19 protein-coding genes are annotated in these 21,542 nt (G+C 69.6%); 15 read left to right on the top strand and 4 right to left on the bottom strand.

The genetic code is table 11. The features are described 5' to 3' along the window. The first annotated feature begins 117 nt into the window (after positions 1 to 117). Genes DMC61_RS05310 through DMC61_RS05280 form a run of 7 tightly spaced genes read left to right on the top strand, consistent with a single transcriptional unit; the run spans position 118 to position 7,482 of the window. Positions 118 to 1,869 (top strand): ABC transporter substrate-binding protein, encoded by a 1,752-nt coding sequence (locus DMC61_RS05310; RefSeq protein WP_125687304.1) that lies wholly within the window; start codon positions 118 to 120, stop codon positions 1,867 to 1,869. Beyond that, on the top strand, positions 1,866 to 3,146 hold the full coding sequence (locus tag DMC61_RS05305) for an ATP-grasp domain-containing protein (RefSeq protein WP_125687303.1): 1,281 nt from the start codon (positions 1,866 to 1,868) through the stop codon (positions 3,144 to 3,146). The genes DMC61_RS05310 and DMC61_RS05305 overlap by 4 nt, the downstream gene beginning before the upstream one ends. Beyond that, on the top strand, positions 3,143 to 3,607 hold the full coding sequence (locus DMC61_RS05300; protein WP_125687301.1) for a cobalamin B12-binding domain-containing protein: 465 nt from the start codon (positions 3,143 to 3,145) through the stop codon (positions 3,605 to 3,607). Before DMC61_RS05305 ends, DMC61_RS05300 begins: the two co-directional genes overlap by 4 nt. Beyond that, positions 3,604 to 4,914 carry a methylaspartate/glutamate mutase E subunit gene (locus tag DMC61_RS05295; RefSeq protein ID WP_016333506.1) on the top strand — a complete coding sequence of 437 codons (1,311 nt, stop codon included), beginning with the start codon at positions 3,604 to 3,606 and terminating at the stop codon, positions 4,912 to 4,914. The genes DMC61_RS05300 and DMC61_RS05295 overlap by 4 nt, the downstream gene beginning before the upstream one ends. Beyond that, complete coding sequence (locus DMC61_RS05290; RefSeq protein WP_038515220.1) at positions 4,911 to 5,906, top strand: asparagine synthetase A; 996 nt, start codon at positions 4,911 to 4,913, stop codon at positions 5,904 to 5,906. Before DMC61_RS05295 ends, DMC61_RS05290 begins: the two co-directional genes overlap by 4 nt. Further along, complete coding sequence (locus DMC61_RS05285; protein WP_125687299.1) at positions 5,903 to 7,156, top strand: glutamate synthase-related protein; 1,254 nt, start codon at positions 5,903 to 5,905, stop codon at positions 7,154 to 7,156. The genes DMC61_RS05290 and DMC61_RS05285 overlap by 4 nt, the downstream gene beginning before the upstream one ends. Further along, the gene (locus DMC61_RS05280) at positions 7,153 to 7,482 is read left to right on the top strand and encodes a hypothetical protein (RefSeq protein WP_125687297.1); all 330 of its coding nucleotides are present in this window, start codon (positions 7,153 to 7,155) and stop codon (positions 7,480 to 7,482) included. Before DMC61_RS05285 ends, DMC61_RS05280 begins: the two co-directional genes overlap by 4 nt. Before the next feature lie 277 nt (positions 7,483 to 7,759). Here DMC61_RS05280 and DMC61_RS05275 read toward each other — a convergent pair whose 3' ends face one another. Both DMC61_RS05275 and DMC61_RS05270 read right to left on the bottom strand, forming a co-directional pair. Further along, the gene (locus tag DMC61_RS05275; RefSeq protein WP_125687295.1) at positions 7,760 to 8,110 is read right to left on the bottom strand and encodes an MmcQ/YjbR family DNA-binding protein; all 351 of its coding nucleotides are present in this window, start codon (positions 8,108 to 8,110) and stop codon (positions 7,760 to 7,762) included. Beyond that, a complete protein-coding gene (locus DMC61_RS05270) occupies positions 8,094 to 8,786 on the bottom strand; it encodes a hypothetical protein (protein ID WP_125687293.1) in 693 nt (230 codons plus the stop codon). Before DMC61_RS05270 ends, DMC61_RS05275 begins: the two co-directional genes overlap by 17 nt. Positions 8,787 to 8,974: 188 nt before the next feature. Here DMC61_RS05270 and DMC61_RS05265 point away from each other — a divergent pair, with 188 nt between their 5' ends. The 8 genes from DMC61_RS05265 (at position 8,975) to DMC61_RS05230 (ending at position 19,062) form a co-directional block, all read left to right on the top strand. Next, positions 8,975 to 10,441, top strand: coding sequence for an NB-ARC domain-containing protein (locus tag DMC61_RS05265; protein WP_125687291.1), 1,467 nt, complete (start codon positions 8,975 to 8,977; stop codon positions 10,439 to 10,441). A gap of 87 nt (positions 10,442 to 10,528) precedes the next feature. Next, complete coding sequence (locus tag DMC61_RS05260) at positions 10,529 to 12,097, top strand: carbamoyltransferase C-terminal domain-containing protein (protein WP_125687289.1); 1,569 nt, start codon at positions 10,529 to 10,531, stop codon at positions 12,095 to 12,097. Positions 12,098 to 12,143: 46 nt separating this feature from the next. Then, on the top strand, positions 12,144 to 13,346 hold the full coding sequence (locus DMC61_RS05255) for an FAD-binding oxidoreductase (RefSeq protein WP_233594707.1): 1,203 nt from the start codon (positions 12,144 to 12,146) through the stop codon (positions 13,344 to 13,346). Continuing rightward, positions 13,343 to 14,596: an ATP-grasp domain-containing protein gene (locus DMC61_RS05250; RefSeq protein WP_125687287.1), complete on the top strand. Its 1,254-nt coding sequence runs from the start codon at positions 13,343 to 13,345 to the stop codon at positions 14,594 to 14,596. The genes DMC61_RS05255 and DMC61_RS05250 overlap by 4 nt, the downstream gene beginning before the upstream one ends. Before the next feature lie 79 nt (positions 14,597 to 14,675). Next, on the top strand, positions 14,676 to 15,497 hold the full coding sequence (gene ddaH / locus DMC61_RS05245) for a dimethylargininase (protein ID WP_125687285.1): 822 nt from the start codon (positions 14,676 to 14,678) through the stop codon (positions 15,495 to 15,497). Beyond that, a complete protein-coding gene (locus DMC61_RS05240) occupies positions 15,498 to 16,907 on the top strand; it encodes a cation:proton antiporter (protein ID WP_125687283.1) in 1,410 nt (469 codons plus the stop codon). After that, the gene (locus DMC61_RS05235; protein ID WP_125687281.1) at positions 16,904 to 17,914 is read left to right on the top strand and encodes a TauD/TfdA family dioxygenase; all 1,011 of its coding nucleotides are present in this window, start codon (positions 16,904 to 16,906) and stop codon (positions 17,912 to 17,914) included. Before DMC61_RS05240 ends, DMC61_RS05235 begins: the two co-directional genes overlap by 4 nt. Positions 17,915 to 18,207: 293 nt before the next feature. Continuing rightward, positions 18,208 to 19,062 carry an SDR family oxidoreductase gene (locus DMC61_RS05230; protein ID WP_016333519.1) on the top strand — a complete coding sequence of 285 codons (855 nt, stop codon included), beginning with the start codon at positions 18,208 to 18,210 and terminating at the stop codon, positions 19,060 to 19,062. Here the strand turns inward: DMC61_RS05230 and DMC61_RS05225 are convergent. Together DMC61_RS05225 and DMC61_RS05220 are read right to left on the bottom strand one after the other, a co-directional pair. After that, on the bottom strand, positions 19,025 to 20,050 hold the full coding sequence (locus DMC61_RS05225) for a glycosyltransferase family 9 protein (RefSeq protein ID WP_125687279.1): 1,026 nt from the start codon (positions 20,048 to 20,050) through the stop codon (positions 19,025 to 19,027). The genes DMC61_RS05230 and DMC61_RS05225 overlap by 38 nt on opposite strands. Then, the gene (locus tag DMC61_RS05220) at positions 20,047 to 21,534 is read right to left on the bottom strand and encodes an HAD-IIIA family hydrolase (RefSeq protein ID WP_125687277.1); all 1,488 of its coding nucleotides are present in this window, start codon (positions 21,532 to 21,534) and stop codon (positions 20,047 to 20,049) included. Before DMC61_RS05220 ends, DMC61_RS05225 begins: the two co-directional genes overlap by 4 nt. Positions 21,535 to 21,542: the final 8 nt, after the last annotated feature.

Genomic DNA, 21,542 nt, shown 5'->3' with positions numbered 1-21,542 from the left:
CCGGTACGCGAACCTCGCGGCCGCACACCCAGCGGAAACCTGGATCCGCCGAATACCCCCGAAGGACATCCGATGGCAACCACTAAGCGCGGCCGACATGCGGAGGAAGCGAAAGTCATGACGGACAAGCCGATCAAGGGCGGCGTGGCGACCTGGGCCTGCCTTCCCGGGTTCCCGCCCGCGGTGATCTTCCCCTTCACCCCGGGCGAACGCTTCGGCGTGCGGAGCCTCTACGAGTTCCAGATGCTGATGTACCGGCCGCTGTACTGGCTGGGCCGGGACGGCGCGCCGGAGATCGACTGGGACCTCAGCGTCGGTGAAGAGCCGGTGTGGGACGAGACCGGCCGCACCTGCGTGGTCCGGATCAAACCGTGGAAGTGGTCCAACGGCGAGACGGTCTGCGCGGACAACGTCATCTTCTGGATGAACATGCTGAAGGTGAAGGGGCCGAGGTTCGGCGCCTACTCCGAGGGCTACTTCCCGGACAACCTGGTGTCCTTCGAAAAGGTCGCCGACGACAAGGTGAGCTTCACCTTCGACAAGGCGTACTCGAAGAACTGGGTGCTGCTGAACCAGCTCACCATGATCACGCCGATGCCGAAGGCGTGGGACCGCACCGCGGACGGCCCGGCCGACGCGACGCACGACATCGAGCAGGCCGAAGCGGTCTACGAGTTCCTCATGGCGGAGAACGGTGACGTCGTCGAGGAGGACAACTCGCACCGCACACGCTGGGCCGACAGCCCGGTGTGGAGTGTCGTGAACGGACCGTGGCGGCTCAAGAGCTACACCGAAGAAGGCGTCGTCACCTTCGTCCCGAACGAGCACTACAGCGGCCCCAACCCGGCGCATCTCGACGAGTTGCGCCAGGTCTCGACGACGTCGGACGAGCAGCAGTACGAGCTGCTGCGGTCCGGCGACGTCCAGGTCGGTTTCCTGCCGCCGGGTATGGGCGTCCAGCCCGACGGCGACCCGACGAAGGGCGGGCCGAACCCGCTGGGCGACGGGTTCCAGCTGGAGCCTCAGATCCTGTTCAACATCAACTTCATGGCGGTCAACTTCAGCAACCCGACCGTCGCGGGGAACATGATCAGGCAGCCGTATGTCCGGCAGGCCCTGCAGAGCTGCTTCGACCAGGAGTACGGCGCCCGCGAGGTCTACCAGGGTTACGGCTGGAGCCAGACGGGGTCGATCCCGGTGCTGCCCAAGAGCGACCTGGTCTCGCCGAAGATCGCCGAGCGCGGCGGGTTCTGGCCGTTCGACCTGGAGAAGGCGCGGCAGTTGCTCGCCGACAACGGCTGGGACGTCACCACCTCGCCCGCGGTGTGCGTCCGGCCCGGCACCGGCCCCGGTGAAGCGGGCGAGGGCATCCCGGCCGGCACCGAACTGAGCTTTTCCCTGCGCTACTGGGAAGGACGGCCGTCGCTGGCGCGGCTGATGGCGCAGTTCCGGGACGACGCCGCCAAGGCCGGCATCGAGATCCGCCTCGAAGAGGTGATGGGGTCGGTCCTGGTGGCGGAGGACGGTCCGGGCGAGAAGCGGATGTGGCAGCTGTCCTGCTGGGGCGGCGGCTGGGTCTACAACTACCCGACCGGCGAGAACCTCTTCCAGAGCGGGGCCGCCTGCAACTTCAGCAACTGGCGCGACGCCAAGGCGGACGAGCTGATCGCGAAGACCGTCACCACCGACTCCCTCGACGCCCTGTACGAGTACCAGGAGTACATCGCCGAGCAGGCGCCGGTGATCTTCATGCCGACGTTCCCGCGGCGGTTGTTCGAGGTCGCGGGGAATCTGCGCGGATTCTCGCCGATCAACCCGTACGGCCTGATCAACCCCGAGAACTGGTACTACGTCGAGGAGGGGTCATGACCCGCCCGGTCGTGCTGGTCGGTTTCGTGGCCGCGGCGCTGGGTTCGTCCATCAAGGACTTCCAGCCGGACGGTTCGGTCATCTTCGTCGAAGAGCCCGACGTCGTCCGCAAACGCGACGCGCGCAAGACGGTGGCCGGTTCGGCGCTGGTGCGCGAGCTCATCGAGTGGGAGTTCCACCTGCCCGGCAAGGCGGACGAGTTCTACCACGTCCACCACGATCTCGACCCGGCCGCGGTGGTCCCGCTGACCGAGTACGCGACCCCGTTCGCGGCCCGGCTCGCGGAACGCTACGGCCTGCCGGGCGCGGGGTTCGGCGCGACGCAGATCCTGCGGGACAAGGCGGTGCTGCGCCTGGTCAGCCGGGCGGCGGGAATCGCGAACCCGGCGTCGGCGCGGGTCGAAAGCCCGGAGCAGGTCCGGGAGTTCATGGCGCGGCATCCGGGGAAGACCGTGCTGAAGCCGTCGAACCGGCAGGCGTCGGTGGGGACGCAGGTGCTCACCGACCCGGCCGAGGCCGAGCAGGCGTGGACGAACTGCGTCGTGCAGGACGAGGGGATCTTCGTCCCGGACCGCGCGATGGAGCTGAAGATGCTCGCCGAGAGCTTCGTCGAGGGAGACGAGTTCAGCGTCGAGATGCTGCTGCGCGACGGCGAGCCGCTGTTCGCCAACGTCACCGGCAAGCGGCTGTTCCCCGGTCCGCGGCCGATCGAACTCGCGCATATCGTCCCCGCCGACATCCCGGACGAGCTCACCGCGACGCTGACCGAGGAGACGCGGCGGCTGACCGGCGCGACCGGGTTCCGCACCGGGATCGTCCACTGCGAGTGGATCGTCTCGGACGGCGTCCCGTACCTGGTCGAATGCGCCGGCCGGTTCGCGGGCGACGGCATCATCGAGCTGATCCAGCGCGCCTATCCGGTGGAGCTCAACCGCGCCTACTTCTCGGTGATGAAGGACGAGCCGGTCGTGGACGTGTTGCCGCGCAAGGCCCAAGGCGGCGCCGCGGTCCGGTTCCTCTCGATCGAACCCGGCCGGATCGAGGACGTGCGCGGGGTGGAGAAGGCGGCGCAGTCCGAAGGCGTGTTCATGTGCGACGTCAGCGTCTCGGCGGGTGACCGGTTCGACGGGCTGCGCAGTTCGTGGGACCGCGTCGGCGATCTGATGGTGACCGCGGACAGCCCGGCGGAGGCGTCGCGCCTGGCCGAAGAGGCGGTCGCGCTGATCGAGATCGACGTGCGGCCGGATCGAGGAGAGAGGGAGAACGCCGCGCCATGACCATCGAAGCCGTCCAGTCCACGCTCCCGGACGCCGGGCTCGACGTGATCGTCACCGGGCTCTCGTCCGACGCGCACACCTGGAACCTGGTGTACCTGGAGCTGTTGCTGGAGGAACTGGGCTGCCGGGTCACCAACCTCGGCGCCTGCGTCCCGGACGCGACGATCGTGCGCGAATGCGTCACCCGGCGGCCGGATCTGCTGGTGATCAGCAGCCTCAACGGGCACGGCCGTCAGGACGGCGTCCGGCTGATGGAAGCCTTCCGCGCCCGGGCCGAGCTGGTCACGACGCCGGTCGTCATCGGCGGGAAGCTCGACGTCACGGGCGGCAGCAACGCGGCCCGGCTGCTGGAGGCCGGCTTCGACGCGGTGTTCGAGGACTCCGCCGGGCTGACCCCGTTCCGTACCTTCCTCCGCACCTTGTCCGTCCGCGGCCCCGGTGTCCCGCTGGGTGCGGGATGAACGTGCTCGCCCCGCGGCGGGGACATTCGTTCGGCGAGGTGGTCGCGCGCCACCACGCCCGGGGGGAGCTGGTCGTCCAGCCCCGGATGGGGTTCGCCGATCCGGGGCGGATGACCAGGGGGCTGCTGGCGACCCGGTCGGCGCGGGCCGCGACGGTCGGCACGATCACGATCGACAGCTACACCAGGGTCGGCGACCACGAGGCGGCGCGCGCGGCACTGGCGGCGGGCGCCGATCTCAACGGGTACCCGCTCGTCGACCACGACCCGGTGACGACGGCGGCGTTGCTCGACGGCGTGCTGACCGGGGATTTCCCGGTGCAGGTGCGGCACGGTTCGGCGGATCCCCGCCGGATCGTGCGGGCGCTGCTGGACTTCGGGCTGCACGCGACCGAGGGCGGCCCGGTGTCGTATTGCCTGCCGTACAGCCGGATGCCGCTCTCGGCGGCCGTCGACAACTGGCGGCGCTCCTGCGAGACGCTGGCCGAGGCCAGGGGTCCCGAACTGGAGCCGCATCTGGAGACCTTCGGCGGCTGCATGATGGGCCAGCTGTGCCCGCCCGCGCTGCTGGTCGCGCTGAGCGTGCTGGAGGGGATGTTCTTCTGGCGGCACGGGATCCGCTGCCTGTCCTTCAGCTACGCGCAGCAGACCCACGCCGGGCAGGACGAGGAGGCCGTCGCCGCGCTGCAGGCGCTGATCAGGGAATACGTGCCGCACGCGCGGACGCATGTGGTGATCTACGGCTACATGGGCGTCTACCCGAGGACACCGGGCGGCGCGCTGGAGCTGATCGCCGAGTCCGCGCGGCTGGCCGCCCGCACCGGCGCGAGCAGGCTGATCGTCAAGACCACCGCCGAAGCGCACCGGCTGCCGACCGTGGCGGAGAACGTGACCGCGCTGGAGCACGCCGCCGAGGCCGCGCGGGGTGTCTCCCGGATCGGCAGGCTCGGCGACACCGGGATCCACGCGCAGGCGAAAGCGTTGGTGGACAACGTTCTTTCACTCGACGCCGACCTCGGCAGGGCGCTGGTCACCGCGTTCGCGCGCGGCCAGCTGGACGTCCCGTTCTGCCTGCACCCGGACAACGCCGGCCGGGCCCGCGGACGGCTGGCCGAGGGCGGCCGCCTGGAGTGGCAGCGGATCGGCGCGATGCCGCTGGGCGATCTCGTCGACCTGCCCGGCGACCGGCGGATGACCTCGAACGATCTGCTGGACGCGCTCCGGTACGTCGAGCGGTCGTTCGACGAGAAGTACGGGCTACCCGGAATCGGGACCGTGAACCGACTGACACAGGGGAGTAGGACATGACCGGAACACCGGACGCGGCGCTGCCGCCGGGCACCCGCGAACATCTGACGTCGCCGGTGACGCAGGCGGCCCTGCGCATCCAGAACAGCATCACCGCCGGCACCCGCGAGTACCTCGGCATGAACGGGTTCGTCGAACTCCAGCCGCCGTTGATCGGCCCGGTCACCGACCCGGGATGCCGCGGTGCCAAGCAGGTCGACGTCGACTACTACGGGCACAAGTACAAGATGATGACGAGCGTCATCCTGTACAAGCAGGCTTCGCTGCTCGCGTTCGACAAAATCTTCTACGTCGCCCCGAACGTGCGGCTGGAGCCGCTGGAGACCTCGACCACCGGACGGCATCTGGTCGAGTTCACCCAGATCGACGTCGAGGTCGCCCGTGCGAGCCGGGAGGAGGTCCTCGACGTCGCGCAGGGCCTGCTGCGGCACATCGTCGCGCACACCCTGCGGGAGTCCAAAGTGGACCTCGCCACGCTGGGCCGGGACCAGGAGGCGTTCACGGCGCTGCTGGAAGAGGACTTCGAGCGGATGACGCACCGCGAGGCGGTGTCGCGGCTGCAGGGCCTGCGGCACGGGCAGAGCGCCGACGCCGAAATCGACTGGCAGGGCGAGCGGATCATCTCCGAGCAGACGAACCGGCCGTTCTTCATCGTCGACTATCCCAAGGGATCGCGCGGGTTCACCGACGGCGAGTCCAGCACCGAACCGGGTGTGCTGCGGAACTTCGACCTCATCGCCTCCGACGGGTTCGGCGAGCTCTGCAGCGGCGGTGAACGCACGCACGAGTACCGGCGGCTGATCGAGCGGATGCGGGAGACGGGGGAGAACCCGGCGAAGTACGCCTGGTACCTCGACCTCGCGCGCGAGGGACTGCCGCCGAGCGCCGGCTTCGGGATGGGGCTGGAGCGGGTGACGCGCTACATCGCCGGGCTGGACGCGATCTGGCAGGCGAACGCGTATCCGAAGCTGCCCGGGATCGCGACGCCGTGATCACCGCGCGGCAGCTCCCGGAGGACGCGATCCGGGCCAGGGCAAGGGAAGGCAGCGCGGCGATCTTCCCCGACGTCGCGGGATACGGCCGGTCGCTGTTCGGCGCGGACGCCGGCACCCCGCCGGACGAACTCGACCGCGCGCGGATCGTGCCGCCGGTGTTCGTCCCCCGTCGCCTGGAGAAGATGTTCGACCTCGCCCGCGAACCGGTGTACGGCGACGTCGGCCTGTCGACCGTGCTCGGCGGGTTCACCGCGCCGTCGCCGGTGTTCCTGTGCGCGTTCGGCTCCACGCAGGTCGCGGGCAGCGGGCTCGGGATCGCCGCGAGCGAGCAGGCGGGCAGGCTCGGGATGCCGATGGTGATCGGCGAGAACGTCGTGCCCATGCACGGCTACGGCCGGATGGGCGAGAGCGTCGAGGACGGTCTGCTCGGCCGGATCCGCGCGTACGCCGGCGCCGTGCCGGACGGGCTGGGCGGTGTCGTCGTCCAGCAGAGCACCGAAGACGCGGACGCGGAGGTGTGGAACCTCGTCTACAGCGACCCGTCCGCGACGAAACTGCTGGAGACCGGGCGGCTGGCGTTCGAGCTCAAGGTCGGTCAGGGCGCCAAGCCCGGGCTCGGCGGGATGACCGTGCTCTCGCGCACGGCCGCCGGCGAGATCGCCGAACAGTACACAGTGGACGAAGCCTTCGGCAGGGACCAGGCCATGGTGCTGCGGTCCAGCAGTCCCGGCACGTTCACCGGGGAGATCCTGCGTCAGCAGATCCACCTGATGCGCAACAACTACCCGCGGGCCCGCGCCTGGGTGAAACTGCACCCGGGCCGCGACGTCGGCGAGGCGGCGCGGGTCGCGTGGGCGGCGGGAGCGGACGCCGTCACCGTGGACGGCGCGGAGGGCGGCACCGGCTGGGCGCCGTCGGTCTTCCTCGACCAGGTGGGGCTGCCGCTGGTGGAATGCCTGCGGCGGGTCGGCAAACACGACGCGTCGCTGCTGGTGTCGGGGCGGATCTGGGAAGGCGCCCGCGCGCTGAAGTGCCTGGCGATGGGCGCTTCCGCGGTCGGCCTCGGCGGCGCGGCGGCGCACGCCGTCGACGAGGACCCGGACGAAGGGCTCGTGCGGCTGGTGCGGTGTCTCGAACTCGAACTGAGGCTGCTCGCCAGCGCGCTCGGGAAGTACGACCTGGCGGATCTCACCACGGACGACCTCTGGTTCCCCGGTTCATCGGCACGGACGGAGCAGGACGGATGATCAACTACGACGGCAAACGGTTCCGCAAGGTCAGCACCGACCCGGACGCGCCGGTGACCCTGTACCGGCAGAAGGACGATCTGGTGTGGGCCGAACTGAGCGGCGGCGGGGTGCGGCTCGGCTCGCTGACCGGGAAGTGCGGCGAGGACGGGACCATCGACCTGGCCTACACGATGGTGCTGGCCAGCGGTCAGGTGATCTCGGGGCACAGCACGAACACCCCGGAGTTCCTGCCGGACGGGCGGATCCGCCTGAACGAGGTCTGGGAGCGGTACGGGAGCCCCGGCTCCCGCGGCACTTCGGCGATCGAAGAGGTCGCGGAGTAGGTCGTTTCGCGCGTGAAGGCCCCCTTCCCCCGGCTCAGCCGAGGGAAGGGGGCCTTCACGCGTGCTCGGGCGCCAAACTCGCGTGATCGAGGGCGTAACTCGCGTGATCAGAAGCCGCACACCGAGTGGAGGCTCCGGACACGTGAGTTACGCCCCCAAGCACGCGAGTTCCGTCTCTGATCACGCGAGTGACGCCTCTTCGGTCACCCGGATGGCAATTCACGGGACCGAAAAGGGCAATCGAGGGGGCTGAACGGCGCACTCCGAAAGGAGTAGTTCAGCTCGGGTTCTTTTCCAGGTATTCCGCCCAGACCTTCTTCGGGACGCACATTCGCCACGAGTCGACGATCAACTCTCGTAACTCTTCGTAATCGAGCGCGGACAGCCGGGCGCGGGCCCACTGATAGCGCATATCGGACGGAATCGGCATCATGAACTTGTCCGGCTCGCCCGCCACCAGCGCTTCCCGCTCTTCTTTGGGATAGCCGAATCCCATCACGGTTTCGTCGGGTGAGAGCGAAAGGAAGACGATTCGCCCCACGCGGAACTTCGGCCGGTCCCGGACCAGCGCCTCATAGGCGCGGGGCAGCCCCGAAATGATCTCTCTGACGTCATCCCCGGTTACCATTTTTCCACCATTCTCCGCGTTCCGTTCCCCAGTCACCCTTGGCGCCCATGGTGAAGGCGACGTAGAGGTACTCGTCGAGGATCTTCGCCAGTGACACGGGCCTGCCCATCAGGGCGGGGATCCCCGCCCCGCCGTCTCCCGCCTCCGCGATCACCGCGGCGGCCCACGCGCGGCCGAGTCGCAGATGTCTCCCGAACGCGGCGCCGTCACGCGCGCCGTGGAGGGCGGCCGCGATGGCGGCGTCCCACGGCATGATCGTGTTGGGCCGCAACGCATACAGCGCCTTGGCCGCGGCGGTCGGGCCCAGCGTACGCCTGGTCCGTCCCGCTGAGACGGCGACACCCGCGAGGTCCGCGTACGCCTTCGCGGCCGTGTCGATCCCCGCGTCGGTCAGTTCCGCGAGGGCGACGGCGGGCAGGGTGGCGCCCCAGGTCTCCCACCAGGCCAGGACCCCGTCGTCGAAGGGGGCCGGCTCGCCTTCCCGCGGGTACCGGATCCGGCATCCCCACGAGTTGAGCCAGCGAAGAAGAATTGTGCGATGTGCGGGCTGTGACAGGTCGATCGCGGACTGCGTTTCTTCCATGAGCCGAAGCCACGAGGTGTCCACATTCGCGAAGCCGTTGAACACTTCGGCGGCTCGCCGGAGTTCGGCGAGTGGCGGCAGGGGGTCAGACATGGGCGAACCCTATCCGGTGCCACCAAGGGGGTGAATTTCCGCGTCCAACTATTGGACTTTGTACATTGAGTCACCTATTTGTATCTGCTGCATCGTTCATTGGTCCTTTAGGGTTGTGGCCAGGAAGGCTGCAAGGATGACGGTCACGCAGCGCGATTGCGTTACCCCATCCAGGGGAGGGAGATGGCATGGGCAGACCCGAGCGACCGTTGGACGGCTCCACTGGTCCGATCGCCGCATTCGCTCACGATCTGCGCGTTTTGAGGAACCGGGCGGGAAACCCGAGTTACCGGGAACTCGCCAGGACGGCACTGTTCGCACCTTCCGTGCTGTCGAGCGCGGCGAGCGGCCACCGGCTGCCCACGCTCGCCGTGACGCTGGCGTTCGTTTCCGCGTGCGGTGGCGACCGCGCGGCGTGGGAACGGCGTTGGCGAAGCGTCGCCGGGCAGACGGGCGCCGGCGCGGAAGTCCGCGAGGAACGCGCGTCCGTGCCACAACAGGCCGAAGCGCCGCCGGATGGCGTGCACGCACCGGCATCCGGCGTCATCCGCCTCGCCCGTCCGGCGCAACTGCCGATGGGATCGCGGACTTTCGTCGGCAGGGAAGGGGATCTGGCCGACGCCGCGGAGATGATCGGCGCGAGCGGCCCGGTCAAGGTGCCGTTGCTCGTCAGCGGTCCGATCGGAGTGGGGAAGACGGCTTTCGCCTTGCGGCTGGCGGAAGAGGTGGCGGCGGACTTCCCGGACGGGCAGCTCTACGCCGATCTGGGCGGCAGCGGGACCGGTGGCCGGTCGGCCAACGGGATCGTGCGCGGATTCCTGCGCGCGCTCGGCGTGCCGGCGCATCTCGTACCCGACGACCCGATGCAGCGGATCGGGCTGTACCGATCCTTGCTCGCGGAGCGCAGGTTGTTCGTGCTCCTGTCGGGGGTCCGGGACGAGGGCCAGGTGCGGCCGCTGCTGGGCCAGGCCCCGCACAGTCAGGTCGTGGTGACCAGCCGCGCGCGGTTGCTCGGGCTGGAGGACACGAACCGTGTCGAGCTGGATACGTTTTCCCGCAAGGAATCGATGGCCTTGATCGGCCGGATCGCCGGACCGGCCCGAGTGCGCGCGGAACACGACGCCACCGACATGATCGCCGAACTGTGCGGGGATCTCCCGCTGGCGATCAACATCGTCGGCCGCAAGATCGCCGCCCGTCCGGAGTGGGCGATCGCGTACACGGCGGGCCAGCTCGCCGATCGCGAACGGCTCATGGACAGCCTCTGTGTCGGTGACGTCAACGTGCGGGACCGGTTCATCGCGGCGTACGAACAGCTTTCCCCCACCGAACGGGAGGCCATCCACCACTTCGGGCAGACCGGGGCGGGCTGGACGACGTCGATCGGCGTCGCCGCGGCGATGGGCATCATGATCGAGACCGCCGACGAGCTCCTCGAGTCCGTGGTGGACGCCGGACTTCTCCAGCGCGCCAACGTCGCCGGCCGGTACGCGGTTTCCCGGTTGGTCAGTGCGTTCGCCTCCGAACGGCGACGGGAGCCGGGCGCGTTCGCCGCCGCCGTCCCGATGGCCGGTCACCGGGCCCGGAAGAACGCGTTCGAATCGCTGCGCCACGAGGCCGTGCGCACCCTGCCGGGCGGCTCGTCCGAAGGTTGATTGTTCTCCCCGCGGGGCGCTTCCGGTCAACGGGCCGCGCGGCTTGAATGAGTCGACGAATGAAGGCGAGCGAAATTCGGTGACACAATGCTGATTCTGTCGATGAAGGAGGGCCACGATGGCGGGATCGTGGCGATCGAGGACGGCAAGCTGCTGTTCGCGCTGGAGTCGGAAAAGGACAACTACCCGCGCTACGACCGGATCACCGGCGAGCTGATGGCGCGCGCGGCGGGCATGCTGGACAAGCAGCCCGACGTGGTCGCGCTCGGCGGCTGGGTCAAGGGGGAGTTCTCGGTGGAACCGCCGTCGCGCACCGGATACTTCGGTGTCGGCGAGGGCGCGATCTCCGACGAGGCGGGCAAGTTCTTCGGCAAGGACGTGCGGTACTTCTCCTCCACCCACGAGCGCTCGCATATCTACACCTCCCTCGGGATGGCCCCCGCGGCACCCGGCCAGGCGTACTACTCCCTGGTGTGGGAAGGGAACATCGGTGACTTCTACCGGATCGACGAGCGCGGCGAGGCCACCCACCTGCAGCACGTCCTGACCGACCCCGGCGCGAAGTACGCGTACCTCTTCGCGCTGGCCGACCCGGGTTTCCCGCTGGGCAAGGGGAAATTCCGGTTCAACGACGCCGGCAAGCAGATGGCGCTGACCGGGTTCGCCGAGCCGGGCCCGCTCACGCCGGACGAGCAGAAGACCATCGACTTCATCCTCGACCGCGACGGCATCATCCTCGGTCTGTCCAAAGAGGAGATGTCCTGGTCCCATCTGTACAACGCCGGGGTGTGGTCGCAGGAGTACCGCAACGCGGCGGCGAAGCACTCGCAGGCGATCTTCAACCGGTTCTACGACTACGCGGAGAAGAACCTGACCGAAGGCCTGCCGCTGCTGATCTCCGGCGGCTGCGGGCTGAACTGCGACTGGAACCGGCTGTGGCGGGAGAGCGGCCTGTTCTCCTCGGTGTTCGTGCCGCCGTGCCCCAACGACAGCGGTTCCGCGCTGGGCACCGCCATCGACGCGCAATGGTTCTACACCGGACAGGCGACCATCGACTGGGACGTCTACGCGGGGGAGAACTTCGTCGAGGACGTCGTCCCGGATCCGGCGAAGTACGAGACGCGGCCGCTCGTGGCGAGCGAGGTCGCGAAGTACATCAAGGACGGCAACATCATCGGCTGGGCACGCGGCCGGTACGAGATGGGGCCGCGGGCGCTGGGCAACCGGTCGATCCTCGCCGCGCCGTTCACCGTGGACACCACGGTGCGGCTCAACAAGATCAAGCGCCGCGAGGACTACCGCCCGATCGCCCCGATCGCGCTGGAATCCGACGCTCCCAAGTGGTTCGTCGGCTCGGTGCAGGACCCGTACATGCTGTACTTCAACCACGTCACCTCGGACGAGCTGAAGGCCATCACGCACGTCGACGGGACCGCTCGCACCCAGACGGTGACGCGGGAACGCAACGCCGGCATCACCGACCTGCTCGAGGCGTTCCGCGAGCAGACCGGGTTCAGCGTGCTGTGCAACACCTCGCTGAACAACAACGGGCGCGGTTTCCTCAACCGCACCAGCGATCTCATCGAGTACGGGGAGACGTACGGCCTCGACGGCTACGTCATCAACGACACGTTCGTGACCCCGCGCGCCTCCTGAAATCCTTGCCCAACGGGGGTAAGGCCCGGATGCCACCATCCCAGCAGTGGCATCCGGGTACCTCGTGGCGCCCGAACGAACGGGGAAGACCATGCGAGTCGTGCTCGCGGGCGGCGGCGTCATCGCGCTGCTGACCGCACTGGAGTGCGTGTCGGCCGGGCACGAAGTGGTGCTCGCCGACCAGGCGGACATCCCGTTCTCCGGCGCGACTTCGTTCGACCGGCACCGCGTGCTGCGCGCGTTGCATCCCGGCGACCCCGCGGCCACGGCGGCCGCGGTCACCGCGCATCACGCGTGGCTGGAGCTGGAACACGCGTTGTCCACGTCGTTCTACGAACAGGTCGGCGCGCTCACCGCGATGCCGCCGGATGAGGCGGCGGCCGCGCGGGACCTGTTGTCCGCGGCGGGATCGAAGGCCGAAGTGCTCGGCGCGGGAGAGCTCGCCGAGGAGTTCCCGCACGCCGGGTTCGTGCCGGGGACGGGAGCGGTCTTCGAAGCGCACGCGGGGGTCCTGCTCGCCGACCGGGTGCTGACGGCGTGCGCCACCCGGTTGCGGTGGCACGCGAACGCGGAACTCCACCCGCACCGCAAGGTGATCGGGATCGACGCCGACCGGGCCGAGGTCCGGTTGGCCGACGGCGCGACCCTCCGCGGCGACGCGGTCCTGGCGGCGGCGGGCCCGTGGTCACGGGAGTTGCTCGCCCCGGCCCTGTCCAGGGAACTCGTGCTGCACCGGCAGACGATGCTCTACTGCGACGTCCCACCCGCCGACGCCGCCGCGTGGGCCGCCACCCCGGCGATCACGTCGCTCGGCTCGGCGGGCGGCGCGTGGCTGGTGCCGCCGGTCGCCGGGACACCGTTGAAACTCAGCGCCGCGAGCGCGTGCCGCGTAGTCGACGAGATCGGCGGCGCCACCGTGCCTTCGTGGTGGCGTGAGCACCTGATCGACACGTTCGCCGCGCTGATCCCGGGTTTCCGCCGGGATTGGCTGGTCGACACCCGGGACTGCCACTACCTGGCCCGGCGCTCCACCCTCGGCCCGATGCTCGCCGTCCTCGGCGACCGGGTCCTGTCCTACGCGGCGTGCGGCGGCTCGTCCTTCAAGTTCGCCCCGCTGATCGCCCGGTCCCTGGCCGCGCGCCTCACCGGCGCCGACCCGGTCCGGACCGGGCTCGAACCGCTCGACCGGCCGCTCGTGCGAGCGGGCGGTGCCCACCCGATCCGTCCTGCCCTACGAGGTGTGTCGTGAAACTGCTCGCGCTGGAAGCCAGCCAGAACTCCTACTACTACCTGCCCCGGTACCAGCAGATCGAGGATTTCGGCGGGGTGCTGTACGTGCTCAACGGGGTCGGCACCGAGGATCTCTGGCCCTCCGAGCGCTACCGGATCGCCGGCAGCAACCACATCGACGACCTGATCCGGCACGCGAAGGCCTGGCACGCGGAAGAATCCTTCGACGGCGTCCTCACCTTCTCCGAGTCCGGCGTCGTCCTGGTCGCCGCGGTCGCCGAGGCACTCGGCCTGCCCGGGATCGGCGTGGACGCGGCGCGGACCAGCCGGAACAAGCTGATCATGCGGCAGGCACACGAAAAGGGCGGTGCCGCGCATCCGGACTTCCGGTTCGTCGAAGACCTCGACGCGGCCCTGCGGGCGGCCGAGGACTTCGGCTATCCGGTGATCCTCAAGCCGACCCTCGGCGCGGCCAGCAACTTCGTCTTCCGGGTCGACGACGAAGAGAAGATGCGGGAACGCTACGCGCAGGCACGCGAAGGCATCGACGGGATGTCCTGGTACAACATGGAGGCCGAAGGGCTGGACCTCGGCCCGCACGGCCTGCTCGTCGAGTCCTTTCTGGACGGTCACGAGCATCTCATCGAAGCCGTCGCCTGGGACGACGAAGTCTACCTCGGCTCCATTGTGGACAGAGTCACCTCGGAAGGCGAGACCTTCGACGACGACGTGCACCACGCGCCCACGTCGCTCACGCCCGAGCAGGTGGCCGAGGTGCACGCGGTGGTGGCCGCCGGCGTCCGGGCGCAGGGCCTCACCCGCGGCGCGCTGCACGCCGAAGTCCGGTTCCATCAGGGCAAACCGTTCCTGCTGGAGATCGCCGTGCGCCCGGGCGGCGGCGGGCTCGACCACATGGCACGGCTTTCCGCCGGGTACGACCCGATCAGGGGACTCATGGACATCTCGCGCGGTGTGCGGCCGGATGTCCAGCACTTCAGCCCGACCGGGCTGCACACCGCCGCGATGTGCCTGATCTGCCCCGGCGGGGTGATCGCCTCGATCGAGGTCCCGCCTGCGGTGAACGAGTCGGATGCCTTGTACTACCTCAAGATCTTCGCCAAGCCGGGTGACCTGATCAAACGCCCGCCGCTCGGCAACAACATCTTCGGCGGTATCGGCGCGCTCGGCGCGTCCTTCGACGAAGCCATGCGCAACGCGAACGACCTGGCCGGGAAGATCGAGGTCAAACTCTCCGAACTCCAGAAGTAGCACCGGATCCTGTTCGACGAAACCGGGCCCTCACCCAGGGCCCGGTGGCGAAAGACGCCCAAAACCGCGTGGAGGAAGCGTGTCACGGACTGCCACCCAACGGCACTACCTGATGGTCAGACCGACGTACTTCGACGTCGAGTACTCGATCAATCCCTGGATGGACCCGAAGAAACCGACGGACACCGAGCTGGCCATCGCCCAGTGGGAATGGCTGCGTGATCTGTACGCCGATCTGGAACATCGTGTCGAGCTGCTCGATCCGCTGCCCGGCCTGCCCGACATGGTGTTCGCGGCCAACGGCGCCACCGTGGTCGACGGTCAGGTGCTCGTCGCGCGGTTCCACCACGTGCAGCGGGCAGGAGAGTCCGACGCTTATCTCAAGTGGTTCCGCGACAACGGCTACCGCTACGTGCGGCAGGCGCAATGGGTCAACGAGGGGGAGGGTGACTACCTCGTCGCCGGGAAGACGATCCTCGCCGGCACCGGGTTCCGCACGAACCCGGAGGCGCACAACGAGTCCCGTGAGTTCTTCGGCCGTCCGGTGACCAAGCTGACGCTGATCGACCCGCGCTACTACCACCTCGACACCGCGCTCGCCGTCCTCGACGAAGACACGGTCATGTACTACCCGGGGGCGTTCTCCGAAGAAAGCCGTCTGCTGCTGAAAGAGCTGTACCCCGACGCGATCCTGGCGTCCGAAGCCGACGCGTCCGTGTTCGGCCTCAACGCGGTCTCCGACGGCAAGCACGTCGTGCTCCCGCAGGCGGCCACCGAGCTGACCGCGCAGCTGCGGGAACACGGGTTCGAACCGATCGGCGCCGACCTGTCCGAATTGCTCAAGGCGGGCGGCAGCGTCAAATGCTGCACGCTGGAACTGCGTGCCGCTCAAGGAGACTAGATGGAATCGGCTGTACAGGAGCGGGGCGGGCGTACCGCGCTGCGCCGGATCCTCGTCGGGGCCGCGTTGGTCGCGGTTCCGGCGGCGGTCGTCGTCGTGGTGCTCGGCCTCGGGTCGGCCTACGCGCCTGTCGCGAGCACCGGGGCCAAGGCCGCGGGCGGCGGGCCCGACACCTACGCGCGCCTGCTGGTCGCGCTTCCGGTGATCCTGGGCGCCTGCCACCTCGCGGGGGTGCTGGCCCGGCGGCTCGGCCAGCCCGCGGTGATCGGCGAGATCGTCGCCGGCATCCTCCTGGGACCGTCGCTGTTCGGGATCGTCTGGCCCGCCGCGTTCGGCTGGCTGTTCCCCGGCGGGGTGGTCTCGGCGATCAACATCCTGTCGCAGCTGGGTTTGATCTTCTTCATGTACCTGGTCGGTTCCGAGATCGATCTCGACGCGGTGCGTCGGCGCGGGTTCACCGCGGTGACCGTCAGCCAGGTCAGCATCGCGCTGCCGATGGTCTGTGGCATCGTGCTCGCGCTCGGCATGTACCCCGCGTTCGGCGGTGACGTCGGCTTCCTCGCGTTCGGGTTGTTCATCGCGGTCTCCATGAGCGTGACGGCGTTCCCGGTGCTGGCACGGATCCTGACCGACCGCGGCATCGCGAAGACGCCGCTGGGCGCGCTCGCGCTCACCTGCGCCGCCGTCGACGACGTCGCCGCCTGGTGCCTGCTGGCCGTGGTGGTCGCCGTCAGCCAGGGCGGGACGCCGTCGGAGGTCTTCCTGACCGTCGGGCTCACCCTGGTGTTCGTCGTGGCGATGATTTACGTCGTCAAGCCGCTGCTGGCCAGGGTGCTCGCGCGCGTGCCGGAATCCGCGGTGCTCGCGATCCTGCTCGGCGGGATCATGCTGTCGGCACTGGCCACGAACGAGATCGGCATCCACGCGATCTTCGGTGCCTTCCTCTTCGGGGTGATCGCGCCGAGGAAGGATCCGGTCGTCGCCCGCGCCGCCGGGAAGCTCGGCAGTGTCACCCTGACCTTGCTGCTGCCGCTCTTCTTCGCCTACACCGGGCTGCACACCGAATTCAGCCTGCTCGGCTCCGGTTCGCTGTGGCTGTGGACCGTGCTGATCACGGCGGTGGCGGTGTTCGGGAAATGGGCGGGCAGCACGACGGCGGCGCGGCTGACCGGCGTCGGCTGGCGCGAATCGCTCTCCCTCGGGGCGCTGATGAACTGCCGGGGGCTGACGGAACTGGTGGTACTCAACGTCGGCCTCCAGCTGAAGGTGATCAGCCCGGCGGTGTTCGCGATGCTCGTGATCATGACGCTGGTGTCGACGATCGCGACCGCCCCCGCGCTCACCCTCATTTCCAGGTTCAAGACGAGACCGCCGGTCCAGCGGCGGCGGAAAGTGGATAGGACACCATGACCAGCAAGGAAACCCTAGTCAGCACCTTCGCCGAGGTCGTCCTCGACGACGAGGTCCGCAACACGATCGGGAGCGACCTGCGGTCCTTCCCGAATCCCGTCGACGACATCGACCGTTCGCTGGCGATGCTCCGTGTCACGTTCTCGAAGCTGCCGATCGACCAGCTCCAGGCGATCCTGGACTTCGGCAGGCACGTCGACACCCCCGGCGTCGCGCTCGTGCGCAACCTGCCGGTGGACCCGGAGCTGCCGGAGACGCCCATCGACGGGGAACCCAGCAAGGACAAGAAGACGTTCGTCGCCGAGACCGTCCTTTTGGGACTGAGTCAGCTGCTCGGCGAGCCCGTCGGGTTCACCACCGAGAAGAGCGGGCGGCTCGTGCACGACGTCGTCCCGGTGTCGGCGGGGGCGCGCAGCCAGACGAACCAGAGCTCGCACGTGTTCCTGAACTTCCACAACGACATCGTGCACGACGAGGTCGGCCGCTACGACGTGTCCAATCCGGACTTCCTGGTGCTGAACTGCGTCCGCCAGGACGGCAACAAGGAAGCCGTCACCTACTACGCCGACGGCAGGGACATCTCGGCCGCGCTGGACCCGGAGGTGCTCGACGTCCTGCGCCGCCCGCTGTTCCGGCTCAACGCGCCCGGCAGCTACGTGCGCGACGTGGCCAAGGGGGCCGACGTGCTCTCCGACCTCGTGCCGGTGATCTCCGGGCCGGCGGAGTCACCCGAAGTGGCGATCTCGGCCAACGGTGTGGTGGGGGAGACCGTCGAGGCGGAGCAGGCGCTGGAGGAGTTGCAGCGGGTCTGCCGCGAGGTCGCGCACCAGGTGAAGCTCGAGCCGGGGACGGCGCTGCTGATCAACAACCGGAAGGGCCTGCACGCGCGGTCGCAGTTCTTCGCGCGGCATAACGGGCGGGACCGGTGGCTGCAGCGCACCTACATCCGGCGGAGCCTGTGGACGATCCGGTACCGGGGGGTTGCCGGGGATCGGCGGGTGCACTGAGGTTTCGGCTCGCGAGTCCGTGAAGGCCTCCTTTGAGACGCTCAACGTCTCAAAGGAGGCCTTCAGGACGTGGGCGGTGCAGGCGGAGCTTCGGGTGTCGTCGCTTGGCGGCGGGCGTTGCGAAAGCCACTTTCGCAACCTTGAACGTTGCGAAAGTGGCTTTCGCAACCACTGCGGATGCGATCGGTCGCGACACCCCGCGCGCACACCTCCGCGGGCGTTGCGCGAGGCATGTTCAGGCGAGCGGCCATCCGGGTAACCGTCCCCGAAAGCACCCGACGGGAGGGAAACCGATGGCAGAGAAGCTCCGGCCGCCGCAGCAGCAGGAACCGCCCGGCGTGACGTCGAAGATGGACCCGCCGCCTCGTGACTCCATGGAGGACTACGAGGGCCGCGAGCTGCTGGCCGGCAAGCGGGCCCTGATCACCGGCGGCGACTCCGGGATCGGCCGCGCGGTCGCCATCGCCTTCGCGAAGGAAGGCGCCGACGTGGCGATCGCGTACCTCAACGAGCACGAGGACGCCAAGTACACCGAGGAACGCGTCCGCGCCGAGGGGCGCGAGTGTCTCCTCCTACCGGGTGATCTCGCCGAGGCGGCGCAATGCCGCGAGATCGTGGACCGGACCGTCAAGGACCTCGGCGGGCTGGACATCCTGGTCAACAACGTCGCCACGCAGTGGCCGGTCGACTCCCCGGAGGAGCTCACCGACGAGCAGTGGACGCACACCTTCGACGTGAACATCCACAGTTTCTTCCGGGTGACGAACGCCGCGTTGCCCCATCTGGGCGAGGGTTCGGTCATCATCAATACCGGCTCGGTGAACGGCTTGCGGGGCAACAAATCCCTGATCGACTATTCGGCGACCAAGGGAGCCGTGCACGCCTGGACGTACGCGATGGCGCAGGCGCTGGCCGATCGCGGCGTCCGGATCAACTGTGTCGCGCCCGGTCCGGTGTGGACACCGCTCATCCCGTCGACGTTCCCGCCGGAGAAGGTGGAGAAGTTCGGCCTCCAGGTCCCGTTCGAGCGCGCGGCCCATCCGGACGATCTCGCGCCGTCGTACGTTTTCCTTGCCTCCAACCGGCTTTCGTCGTATTACAGCGGTGAGGTCATCGCCGCGCTGGGCGGCGAGACCACACCCGGCTGAGGCGCGCCACGGCGTCGGCGACGGCTTCGGGCGCGACGCGGTCCAGGCACGGATGGCCGGGCACGGGGCAGACCCGGGCCCGGCTGTCCCGGCACGCCGCGTGCTGGTCGCCGAGCACTTCGGACGGCACCCCGTACGGCGCCCAGCGCGACGACGGCACGACAGGGGCGAACAACGAGACCACCGGTGTGCCGACGGCGGCCGCGAGGTGGGCTGGGCCGGTGTTGGGGGCCACCACCACGTCGGCCGCGGCCAGCACGGCCGCCAATTCGGACAGGTTCGTACGGCCGCCCAGATCGAGCGCGTCCCCGGCGACCTGCCCGGTCAGCCCGCTTTCCGACGGCGAGCCGGTCACGACGACACGGCGTCCGGCGGCCTGCAGCGCCCGCACGATCGCGGCCGAGCGGTCGGCGGACGGCTGACGGGCCGGGACCGACGCGGCCGGATGGACGACCACGTAATCCTCGTCGCCGACCAGCTTTTCCACCGGCGGCAGCGGCCCGCGGATCGCGAGCCCGCCGTCGTCGCCGGGCGGCAACGAGAAGCCCGCCGCCTCGGCGAGGGAAAGCATCCGCACCGGTTCCGGCGGGTCACCGGCCACCCGATGCCGCAGGTCCAGCAGCGATCCGGGGTAATCCTCGGAGACCGCGCCGATCCACGGCACGCCCGCCATCCTCAGCAGCAGGGCCAGCGGGAGCGGGGACTGATGGAACGACGTCAGCACGAGCGCCGCGTCGAAGGAGTATTCGCGCAGGCGCCGGACCAGCGCTTCGGTGTCTTCCCGGGTGACCGGCGGCGGCTCGGGGTCGATCCACGGCGCGCACCAGGTGACGACCTCGTCCACGCCGGGCAGCAGTTCGCCCGCCGCGCGGCCACGGGGGCCGGCCAGCAGGACCACGCGTTCGGCACCCGCCGCGACCGCGCGGACGCAGGGACCGGCCAGCAGGACGTCGCCGAGGTTGTCCATCCTCGCGACCAGCACGTTCATCGGGAACCCGCGACGGCCAGGTGGACGGCTTCGGCGAGATCGCGGGCGACGGTTGCCCGGCGGCGGGCGCGATCGACCTCCTCCGGCCGGGTCCGCGCGGTCGGGACGAGGATCCCGCGGGCCCCGGCGGCGAGGGCGGCGTCGACATCGGCGCCGGTGTCGCCGATGACCACACAGCGGCGGACGTCCACGCCGAGCGCCTCCGCGGCCTGCCGCACCAGTCCGGGCGCGGGTTTCCGGCAGCCACAGCCGTCGCCGTCGTCGTGCACGCAGACCTGCCAGGTGCCGAACGGGCCGAGCTCCTCTTCGACGCGGGCGTTCACCGCGGCCAGCCGGTCCGGGGTGATCAGGCCTTTGGCCACTCCGGACTGATTGCTGACCACGCCGATCCTGATCCCCGCCGCACGCACCTCGTGCAGGAGTTCCCCGGCGCCGGGCACGGGACGCACACCGTCGGGGTCGTCGAGGTAGGGCACGTCGACGATGAGGGTGTCGTCCCGGTCGAACAACAGGGCCTGCGGCCGCCGCGACAGCCGGTGCTTCAGCTCCCCGCGCAGCCGGTGATAGCAGGCCGCGGGCGGGATGAGCACGCTGGTCAGCAGCATCCGTCCCACCTCGCCGGGGGTGAGCGGACCCGGAGCGATCCGGCGCGCCGCGAACTCGGCGGTCAGCCCCGCCCACAGTCCGGCCGCCGCGGCGGCGGCCTTGCGGTGTCCCAGCGCGAACGACGCCACGGCGCCGGCCGCGCTCACGGTGGTCAGCGCGTGCCGTTCGAGCCGTCCGTGCCCGGCCCCGGTCTGCTGTCGCCAGAGGACACCGTGCTTGCGCCGCATGAGCGCGTCGTCGGCGTTGCCGCGCTGGGCGCGCAGGCTGGCCAGCGGGCCCGACCGTTTGGGCGGATGGACGGTGACGCGTTCGCCTCGCGCGATGAGATGACCCGCCTTGGCGACCTTCAGCGCCAGATCCGAGTCTTCCCGGTAGGCACGGGGAAAACGTTCGTCGAAGCCGCCGACCTCGGCGAGCGCGGACCGGCGGTAGGCCATGTCGGCGGTGATCCACCGGGCCGTCTCCAGACCGGCCGTGCCGCGTTCGTCGTCGGTCGGGCGGCGGTCCGGCGGCAGCGGCACGACGAGACGTGCCTGCGACGCGGCCGTCTCCGGGCCGAGGGGGAGCAGGTCCTCGGCGAGTTTCCGCGGCCAGTCCGAGCCGATCAGCACGTCGTCGTCGAGGAAGGCGATCCACTCGGACGTCGCGCGCCGCCAGCCGGCGTTGCGGGCCGCGGCCGGACCGCGCCCGCCGGAACGGACGACTTCGATCTCCGCTGTGGAGGGAGGAAGCCGCAGATCCTCGCCGCCGGGCCGGTCGTCGGCGACGATGATCCGCGCGGGCCGTGGCTCCCCGGCGGCTTCGATCCCGGAAAGGAGCGCGTGGAGATTCTCCCGGCCGGTCGTCGGGATCACGATCGTGTAGTCGAGGTCGGTCACCCTCTTCC

Origin of the sequence: Amycolatopsis sp. WAC 04169 (assembly GCF_003947535.1) — a bacterium.
Taxonomy (GTDB): domain Bacteria; phylum Actinomycetota; class Actinomycetes; order Mycobacteriales; family Pseudonocardiaceae; genus Amycolatopsis; species Amycolatopsis keratiniphila.
This window is presented reverse-complemented; position numbering and strand designations above follow the sequence as displayed.